The 8829-nt window shown below is 66.4% G+C and carries 5 protein-coding genes; 4 read left to right on the top strand and 1 reads right to left on the bottom strand.

The window, feature by feature from the left end; translation table 11 throughout:
* Nucleotides 1–401: 401 nt before the first annotated feature.
* The 3 genes from B5F74_RS10080 (at nt 402) to B5F74_RS10070 (ending at nt 3591) form a co-directional block, all read left to right on the top strand.
* Entirely contained in the window at nt 402–1550 is a 1149-nt protein-coding gene (locus B5F74_RS10080) for an S-layer homology domain-containing protein (RefSeq protein ID WP_158095753.1), read from the top strand.
* 213 nt (nt 1551–1763) lie between these two features.
* A complete protein-coding gene (locus B5F74_RS10075) occupies nt 1764–2669 on the top strand; it encodes a UTP--glucose-1-phosphate uridylyltransferase (protein WP_087202132.1) in 906 nt (301 codons plus the stop codon).
* A gap of 202 nt (nt 2670–2871) precedes the next feature.
* Nucleotides 2872–3591 carry an MIP family channel protein gene (locus B5F74_RS10070; RefSeq protein ID WP_087202130.1) on the top strand — a complete coding sequence of 240 codons (720 nt, stop codon included), beginning with the start codon at nt 2872–2874 and terminating at the stop codon, nt 3589–3591.
* 163 nt (nt 3592–3754) lie between these two features.
* Here B5F74_RS10070 and B5F74_RS10065 read toward each other — a convergent pair whose 3' ends face one another.
* The gene (locus B5F74_RS10065; RefSeq protein ID WP_087202128.1) at nt 3755–4996 is read right to left on the bottom strand and encodes an ATP-binding protein; all 1242 of its coding nucleotides are present in this window, start codon (nt 4994–4996) and stop codon (nt 3755–3757) included.
* Between the two features lie 338 nt (nt 4997–5334).
* Between B5F74_RS10065 and B5F74_RS10060 the strand changes: the two genes are divergently transcribed.
* Nucleotides 5335–8829: a DNA-directed RNA polymerase subunit beta gene (locus tag B5F74_RS10060; protein WP_204212546.1), complete on the top strand. Its 3495-nt coding sequence runs from the start codon at nt 5335–5337 to the stop codon at nt 8827–8829.

The raw sequence follows: 8829 nt of genomic DNA, 5'->3' as shown, positions 1-8829 counted from the left end.
AAGGGTCATAGGTTGAGTTCGTCATTGTTTTTGAGTGCCCTTTCCCAACATGCGCTGCACCCCTCAGCATTTCCCCAGTTGAATCCTGCGGAAATGCAAACGGGTGCGGTGCATGTGGCGAGATGGCACCAAAAAACAATGACAAACTCGTATACATCCCTTTTCGGGGGTGGTGAGGGGCGGCTGCGCGCCTGCGGGGGAGTGCCTGCGGGCGCGCAAGCTGTCCATCGTCGCCTTTCCGGGTCTGTCCTCGCGCCCCGGCAGCGCCCCGGCGGCTTCTTGACGGTTGCCGGACCATGGCCCTCGCTCGCCTAAGGGCCGCGTCGGGCGTCCCGCGGCTGTGCGATAGTCGAGACGATTCGAGTCTGAAGTTCTATTGCCAAGGGGACAGGGTGATCGGGATGCAACGACTGTCGGAAATCTCCGGACGCGCGCGGCGCTTCGCGGTGGCGCTCATGGCGGCGCTTGCGCTGGTGATGGGCATGCCCGCAGCGCTCGCGATCGGGGCCCAGCCGGCATATGCGGCGCAGGGCGCCTCCGTCAGCGAGCAGGAGGCCTACGAGCGCATCGTCGCGCTGCGCGCCCAGTACCCGGAGGGCATGCGATGGACGAATGACGACTACTATCTCAGCCCGGCACTCTACCAGGCGGGCTATGGCTGCCACGCGTTCGCACTCATCCTGAGCGACGCGGCTTTCGGGTCCAATCCCGGCACGACGTACGAGGACCTCTCCCAGGTGCGTGTCGGGGACATCCTGCGCGTCAACTACGACACGCACACGGTCGTGGTGCTCGAGGTGCGTGACGGGGGCGTCGTTGTCGCCGAGGGCAACTACAACGCATCCATCCACTGGGGGCGCGTCATCTCGTTCGGCGAGCTTTCCCGCGGGTTCATGTACGGCATCACGCGCTACGTCGAGCCCGAGCCCGAGCCTGAGCCGGACCCCGAGCCGGATCAGGGCTACTACGGGTTCTCAGACATCCACGAGGGCGAGTGGTACACCCAGGGCGGCCTGTTCGAGTACGCCGTCGACCACGGGCTGATGTCCGGATACACCGATTCGGACCTGTTCGGCACCTACGACTCCATCACGCGCGGGCAGGTCGCGGTGATCCTGCACCGCATGGCGGGTGAACCGACGGTTGCGGCCGACCCGTTCGATGACGTGGACGAAGGCGAGTACTACGCTCCTGCCATCGCGTGGGCGCGCGCCACGGGCGTCATCAACGGCTATAGGGACGAGAGCGGCGCGTACACGACGTTTGGTCCGGATAGGCCGGTGACGCGCGAGCAGCTCGCCGTCATGCTGTGCAACTACGCTTCCCGGATTGCCGGCCTCGACGTCTCGAGCGACCTCGATGAGGCGGCATCCATCCCCGGCTGGGAGAACGTGTCGGAGTGGGCGCGTCCCGCCATGGGCTGGATCGTCGATCGCGGCATCATGAGCGGCAAGACCATGGAGGACGGCTCGAGGAATCTCGACCCGCAGGGGAGCGCCTGGCGCGTCTCCATGGCGACGATGGCCGCCTCGTTCCATCAGATGCTGTAAGGGGGGCTTTACATTCGTTTACACTGGTATGGAAATGGACGTAACGGACGCTTTATATCTGCGCTTTTCCGGCGCAATTTTCGCCCTTCTGCCCCATAAGCGGCCGCTTTGGGGTACGCTGGCTCAATAGGTATCCCGAGCGCAGAGATATGCGCTTGTTATTTAGATGCGCTTGCTTTGCATGCGCGTTTGCGAAAGGAATAGATTTCTGAGATGAAGGCCATCATACCTGCCGCTGGTCTAGGCACCCGCTTCCTGCCCTCGACCAAGTGCACCCCCAAAGAGATGCTGCCGGTGCTCGACAAGCCGGTCATACAGTACGTGGTCGAGGAGGCGCTTGCTCCCGAGGAGGTCGATGACGTCATCATCGTCACGTCGCCGGGCAAGCCCGAGCTGCTGAGCTACTTCCAGCCCGATCGCTCGCTCGAGGGCCTGCTGCGCGAGCGCGGCAAGGCGGCCTACGCCGACGCCGTCGCCGCTGCCGGCAACATGCCGGTCGACTTCCGCTATCAGTACGAGCCGCGCGGCCTCGGTCACGCCATCCGCTCCGCCGCCGACGCCGTCGCCGGCGAGAGCTTCCTGGTGCTGCTGGGCGACTACGTCGTGCCCTCGCGCGATATCTGCACCAAGATGATGGCCGTTTCGCAGGCCCACGCCGGCGCCTCCGTGATCGCCGTCGCCCCCTGCTCGCCCGAGGAGGTCAGCCGCTACGGCGTGATCGCCGGCGAGCGCGTGGGCACGGTCCCGGGCAGCGGCGAACCGGCCGACGACGAGCCCGGCGCCGTGTGGCGCGTCTCCGGCCTGGTGGAGAAGCCCGCTCCCGAGGACGCCCCCTCCAACCTCTACATCGTGGGCCGCTACCTGCTGAGCCCCCTGGTCATGGACCTTCTGGGCGACCAGGAGCCGGGCAAGGGCGGCGAGATCCAGCTCACCGACGCCATGGCGCGCAGCCTCGAGCGCGAGGCCATGTACGCCGTGGTCATCGACCCGCTGTCCGGCTACGACACCGGCACGCCGAGCGGCTGGATGGCCACGAACGCCCTGATGGCCGCCGAGGACCCGCGGTTCCGCGACGCCTTCTGGGAGGCCATCGACGAGCGCGGCGGCCTCAAGCGCTAACGCGGCGGCAAGCATTCGATCGGTATGGACCCGGCGGCGATGGCCGTCGGGTCTTTTTCTGCGCGAAGCGGGCCCGTCTGCAGGTCCCTGCCTTCAACATCTCCTTGAAGAGGGCCGAAAAGCCTTGTCTGAAACCTTCGCCGCTGGTTAACTACCGCACGTTTGCGCCGCAGGGGGCGGCGCATCTGAAGGAGGGTTTCCAGTGGATAGCAATTCGATCAAGAAGTATGGCGCCGAGGCGCTCGGCACCTTCGTGCTCACGTTCTTCGGCTGCGGCAGCGCGGCGGTCGCCGGCTCGGTGCTCGGCAACCTCGGCATCGCGTTCGCGTTCGGCCTGTCGATCGTCGCCATGGCGTTCGCCATCGGCAACGTGTCCGGCTGCCATATCAACCCTGCGGTGACCTTCGGCCTGTTCGTTGACAAGCGCATCTCCCTGAAGGACCTGTTCGGCTATTGGATCGCCCAGTTCATCGGCGCGATCGTCGCCGCGCTCGTGCTCATGCTCGTGATCAACAACTGCGCCGACCTCGGCGGCGTCGCCGCGACCGGCCTTGGCTGCAACGGCTACGGCGAGGCCTCCTCGACCGGCATCTCGATGTTCGGCGCCGTCCTCGTCGAGGTCATCCTCACGATGGTGTTCGTGCTCACCATCCTCGGCGTGACCGCCGACGGCAAGACCGGGCATTTCGCCGGCCTGGTGATCGGCCTTACGCTCGCGTTCGTGCACATCATGGGCATTCCTCTGACCGGCACGTCCGTCAACCCGGCGCGCAGCTTCGGTCCTGCGCTCGTCATGGCCTTCGAGGGCAACACCGTGGCGCTCGATCAGGTCTGGGTGTTCATCTTCGCGCCGCTCGTGGGCGCCGCCCTCGCCGCGGTCATCTTCGGCGCCTTCAAGAGCTTCTACAAGCAGGAGGCGTAAACAGCCTTCCGCCAACCGATATTTCGGGCTGGTGCTTGAGGGGACGGGGTCTGGTGCTTCTCGGGAAGCGCCGGACCCCGTCCTTTTGGGAAGCACCGATCAATTCACTCCGCGCCGGTCGGCCCCGTGGCGGGCGCCGCGAAAGCAATTGATCGGCGTTTCCCTAACTGCGCAAGAGGGCGTCGACGAGCTGGTTGTCCCGCGCGTCGGGCGAGCCGAGGGGCAGGCCGCAGGCCTCGAAGAAATGGCTGCCGGCGAACTGTCGAGCCCTAAACGAGTTGTGCGCCCCGTCGTCGAGGTAGCGCACGCGCGACAGGCAGTCGGTGGTGGCGCAGTACAGCGGCCCGCGCTCGTCGACGTACTCGAGGTAGAGCGGCTCTTCGCTCCACAGCACCACGCCGGCGAGGTTCTCGAGCTCGTAGGCCACGGCGAACTGCTGCCAGGCGAGTCCGCGCGCGCGGACGTAGCGGTCGAGGATCGACGCCATGCGGGTCACGCGGGCGAGGGTGTCGCTCGCGCTCATGATGCGCAGGGGCGCCTGCCCTCCCGCCCGCTCGTGGCGCGTGAGGTTGAGCCGCGCGAGCGCGTGCTCGTACTCGTCGCCTCCGACCAGCACCGCCGGCACCGAGAGCTTGATGGACTCGTCGCCGAACAGCTCGATGGCCGAGTGCGGGGTGCGCGGATCGTCGCGCGTGGGGACGCTGAAGATGAGGGAGTCGTGCGCGTGGTGGACGCGGCAGGCGAGCCCCTGCCGCTTGAAGGCGGTCCGCATGCAGGCGGCGTGCTCGTTGAGCTCGTCGCGCGACGGGGCGTCTGCGGCCCGGCTTCCCATGCGGAACACGTACAGGTTGAACAGCGGCATGTCCTCTGCCGTGTAGAACACCGTGCGGCGGCAGAACTCCCGGACCTCCAGGCGCCTTCGCGTCGCCTTGCCGTACAGCTCGACGAGCGCCGAGCTCGCCGCGGGCCCCGAGGTCGAGCCCTCGCGCACGTCCACGACGCCGTCGGCCACATACGGCGGGAAGTCGCCTTCGAGCACCTGCACGATGACGACGCCCTCGTCGGGTGCGACGGGGTCGGTCACGAAGCGCACGTCGATGCGCGGCGCGGGCGTGATGTGCCGGCGGCAGGATTCACCGATGATCTGGCTGTAGTCCGCCGAGAGGCGCGGCAAGGGGCACGTGCTCTTGTCGTCGTCGGCGATGCCGATGACGAGCCAGCCGCCTGCGGAGTTGGCGAACGAGGCGATGATCTTGGGCAGCTTCTTCAGCACGGTGGGGGAGAGGCTCCGCTTGAACTCGAGCGCGTAGCCCTCCTCGAGCTCGCGCAGCTGGTCGAGATCCGCGTAGGTCACCTCGGCAAGCGTCTTCGGCCGTCCGTGGGCATCTTTGAATGGGCTGAACATCGGTGCCGCCTTCCTCGCGCCTCTTTGTGCGGCTTATACCCACCAGCTTGTCCCTTCGGGCCGGAACTTTTTAGGACGGGGCCCTGTGCCCTCGGCATCCGAGAGATCGGGCGGCGGTTCACGGAAAACTCATGAACATATGTTCGTGATAACGAGGTTTACCAGCGGCTTTGAGAACGAAAAAAATAGCTAGTCCAAAAACTTCCGTAAGTCAAGACTTTTCTTGCCGAACGGAAGGCACCTGCTAAACTAATAGGTTGCGATAACTGGCAGAAGTCTTCGTGCATGCACGGACGGATGCCGACCACCCGTTTTTCCCGCGAAGGAGGAAACACCTGGTGCAGAAGTCTACACAGGCCGTAACGGCAACAGAGCGCACCCGCGTCAATTTTGGGAAAATTCCCGAGGCGATGGAGCTGCCCAACCTCATCTCCGTTCAGAAGCAGTCCTTCGAGCGCTTCATGGGCGAGGGCCTTCGAGAGGCGTTCAAGGAATCCAGCCCCATCCAGAGCCAGAATCACGTTCTGGAGGTGACGTTCGGCGAGCACCAGTTCGGCGACCCCGCGCACACCGTCGAGGAGTGCCGCGAAAAGGACATGACCTACCAGGCCCCGCTTCTGACCGACGTCCGTCTCACCAACAAGGAGACCGGCGAGATCAAGGAGCAGCTCGTGTTCATGGGCGACTTCCCCATGATGACCGACCAGGGCACCTTCATCATCAACGGCACGGAGCGCATCGTCGTCTCCCAGCTCGTGCGTTCTCCCGGCGTGTACTACTCCTCCGAGATGGACGGCGGCAAGCAGGTCTACAAGGCGCAGATCATCCCCGCGCGCGGCGCGTGGCTTGAGTTCGAGGTCGACAAGCGCGACCAGCTCGTGGTCTCCATCGACCGCAAGCGCAAGCAGTCCGCGACCATGTTCCTGCGCGCCCTCGGCATCGCCCCCACCAACGACGAGATCATCGAGCTGCTCGGCGACTCCGACGTGGTGAAGCGCACCATCGAGCGCGACACCGCGCTGACCCGCGAGGACGCTCTCATCGAGATCTACCGCCGTCTGCGTCCGGGCGAGCCGCCCACGGTCGACGCCTCCCGCAGCCTGCTCGAAGGCCTGCTGTTCAACCCGCAGCGCTACGACCTGGCGCGCGTGGGTCGCTACAAGGTCAACAAGAAGCTCGGCCTCACCACCTCCGAAGAGGTCGCCATCCTCACCGACGAGGACATCGTCGCCACCCTTCGCTACCTGCTGGCGCTCGCCGCGGGCGAGAACGGCTTCAAGACCGACGACATCGACCACTTCGGCAACCGCCGCATCCGCACGGTGGGCGAGCTGGTGGCCAACCAGTTCCGCATCGGCATGAGCCGCATGGAGCGCGTCGTCCGCGAGCGCATGAGCTCCCAGGACATCGACGAGATCACCCCGCAGTCGCTCATCAACATCCGCCCGATCGTGGCGGCCATCAAGGAGTTCTTCGGCTCCTCGCAGCTGTCCCAGTTCATGGACCAGGCGAACCCGCTGACCGGTCTTACCCACAAGCGCCGCCTGTCCGCCCTCGGCCCCGGCGGCCTCGCCGGCCACAAGTCGGGCTCCAGCCGCCGCACGAACGTGCCCACCGCCGTGCGCGACGTCCACAACTCCCACTACTCCCGCATGTGCCCCATCGAGACGCCCGAAGGCCCCAACATCGGCCTGATCGGCTCGCTGGCGCTGTACGCCCGCGTGAACGAGTACGGCTTCATCGAGGCCCCGTACCGTCGCGTCGAGAACGGCCGCGTCACCGACCAGATCGACTGGATGACCGCCGACGAGGAAGAGAACCACATCATCGCGCCGGCCAACACCCCGATCGACCCGGTCACCCGCGAGTTCGTGTCGACCGACGCCGAGGGCAACGTGGTCCGTCCGCACTCCGTCGTCGCCCGTACGCGCGACTTCGACGGCTCCTTCGGCGCGCCGGCTGACGTGCCGGTGGACGACATCGACTACATGGACGTCTCCCCGCGCCAGATGCTGTCCGTCGCAGCCACCCTCATCCCGTTCCTCGAGCACGACGACGCCAAGCGTACCCTCATGGGCGCGAACATGCAGCGCCAGGCCGTGCCCCTGCTGCACCCGATCGCCCCGTACGTCGGCACCGGCATGGAGCGCCGCGCCGCGATCGACTCCGGCGAGGTCACGCTGGCCAAGCACGCCGGCGAGGTCGTGTTCGCCGACGCCTCCAAGATCACGGTGAAGTCCGCCGAGGGCCTGGAGGAGTACCACCTGCCCAAGTACCAGCGCTCCAACCAGTCCACCTGCATCAACCACCGTCCGCTCGTGCGCGTGGGCGACGAGGTCGTCGAGGGCCAGCCGCTGGCCGACGGCCCCTCGACCGATCACGGCGAGCTCGCGCTCGGCCAGAACCTGCTCGTGGCCTACATGCCGTGGGAGGGCTTCAACTACGAGGACGGTATCGTCGTCTCCGAGCGCCTGGTCTCCGAGGACCTGCTGACCTCCATCAACATCTCCCGCCACGAGATCGACGCCCGCGACACCAAGCTCGGCCCCGAGGAGATCACCCGCGAGATCCCGAACCTGTCCGAGGACATGCTCGCGAACCTCGACGAGGACGGCATCATCCGCATCGGCGCCGAGGTCGGCCCGGGCGACATCCTGGTCGGCAAGGTCACGCCCAAGGGCGAGAGCGCTCTGACCGCCGAGGAGCGCCTGCTGCGCGCCATCTTCGGTGCGAAGGCCCACGACGTCCGCGACACCTCCCTCAAGATGCCGCACGGCTCCTACGGCCGCGTCATCGACGTCGTCCGCTTCAGCCGCGAGGCCGGCGACGATTTGGCCCCCGGCGTCAACGAGCAGGTGCGCGTCTACGTCGCGCAGCGCCGCAAGATCCAGCAGGGCGACAAGATCGCCGGCCGCCACGGCAACAAGGGCGTCATCTGCGAGGTCCTGCCCGTCGAGGACATGCCCTACATGGCCGACGGCACCCCGGTCGACGTCATCTTGAACCCGCTGGGCGTCCCCTCCCGTATGAACGTCGGCCAGCTGCTCGAGTGTCACCTCGGCTGGGCGGCCGCCTGCGGCTGGGATCCGGATTCGGCCGATTCCGACACCTATGTGCCCGGCCCGTTCTTCACGGCCACGCCCGTCTTCGACGGCGCGTCCGAGGACGAGATCGCCGAGGTCATCCGCCGCGCCAACAAGAACATGGTCAACCTCGCCCGCGAGCGCTACGGCGAGCACATGCGCCCCGAGTTCGTGACGCAGCTCGACGAGCGCGGCAAGACCGTGCTGTACGACGGCCGTTCCGGCGAGGAGTTCCGCGAGCCGATCACCGTGGGCATCTCCTACATCCTGAAGCTCGGCCACATGGTCGACGACAAGATCCACGCGCGCTCGACGGGCCCCTACAGCCTCGTGACCCAGCAGCCGCTGGGCGGCAAGGCGCAGTTCGGCGGCCAGCGCTTCGGCGAGATGGAGGTGTGGGCCTTGTACGCGTACGGCGCGTCCAACGTGCTGCAGGAGATCCTCACCGTCAAGTCCGACGACACCGTGGGCCGCGTCAAGACCTACGAGTCCATCGTCAAGGGCGAGAACGTCCCGTCTGCCGGCATCCCCGAGTCGTTCAAGGTCCTGGTCAAGGAGATCCGCTCGCTGGCGCTCGACATCGAGCCGATGCACACCAACGTGTACGAGGCCGAGCCCAAGGCGACCGAGGCCGCTGCCGACGCCGACGCTTTGACCGATCTTCCCTCCATCGACGAGGTCGACACGTCCGTTGACGCTGTCGACGCCCTGCTCGATGCCTTCGCCGCCTCCACGACCGATAAGGAGTAA

Source organism: Collinsella sp. An271, from assembly GCF_002159695.1.
GTDB lineage: Bacteria > Actinomycetota > Coriobacteriia > Coriobacteriales > Coriobacteriaceae > Collinsella > Collinsella ihumii.
The sequence above is the reverse complement of the archived record's forward strand: the minus strand, read 5'-3'. Positions and strand labels throughout refer to the sequence as shown.

What these genes read in the sequence shown, in the direction of transcription:
- B5F74_RS10075 (WP_087202132.1), top strand. Translation starts at nt 1,764, where the DNA reads ATGAAGGCCATCATACCTGCCGCTGGTCTAGGCACCCGCTTCCTGCCC.
- B5F74_RS10065 (WP_087202128.1), bottom strand. Translation starts at nt 4,996, where the DNA reads ATGTTCAGCCCATTCAAAGATGCCCACGGACGGCCGAAGACGCTTGCC.
- B5F74_RS10080 (WP_158095753.1), top strand. Translation starts at nt 402, where the DNA reads ATGCAACGACTGTCGGAAATCTCCGGACGCGCGCGGCGCTTCGCGGTG.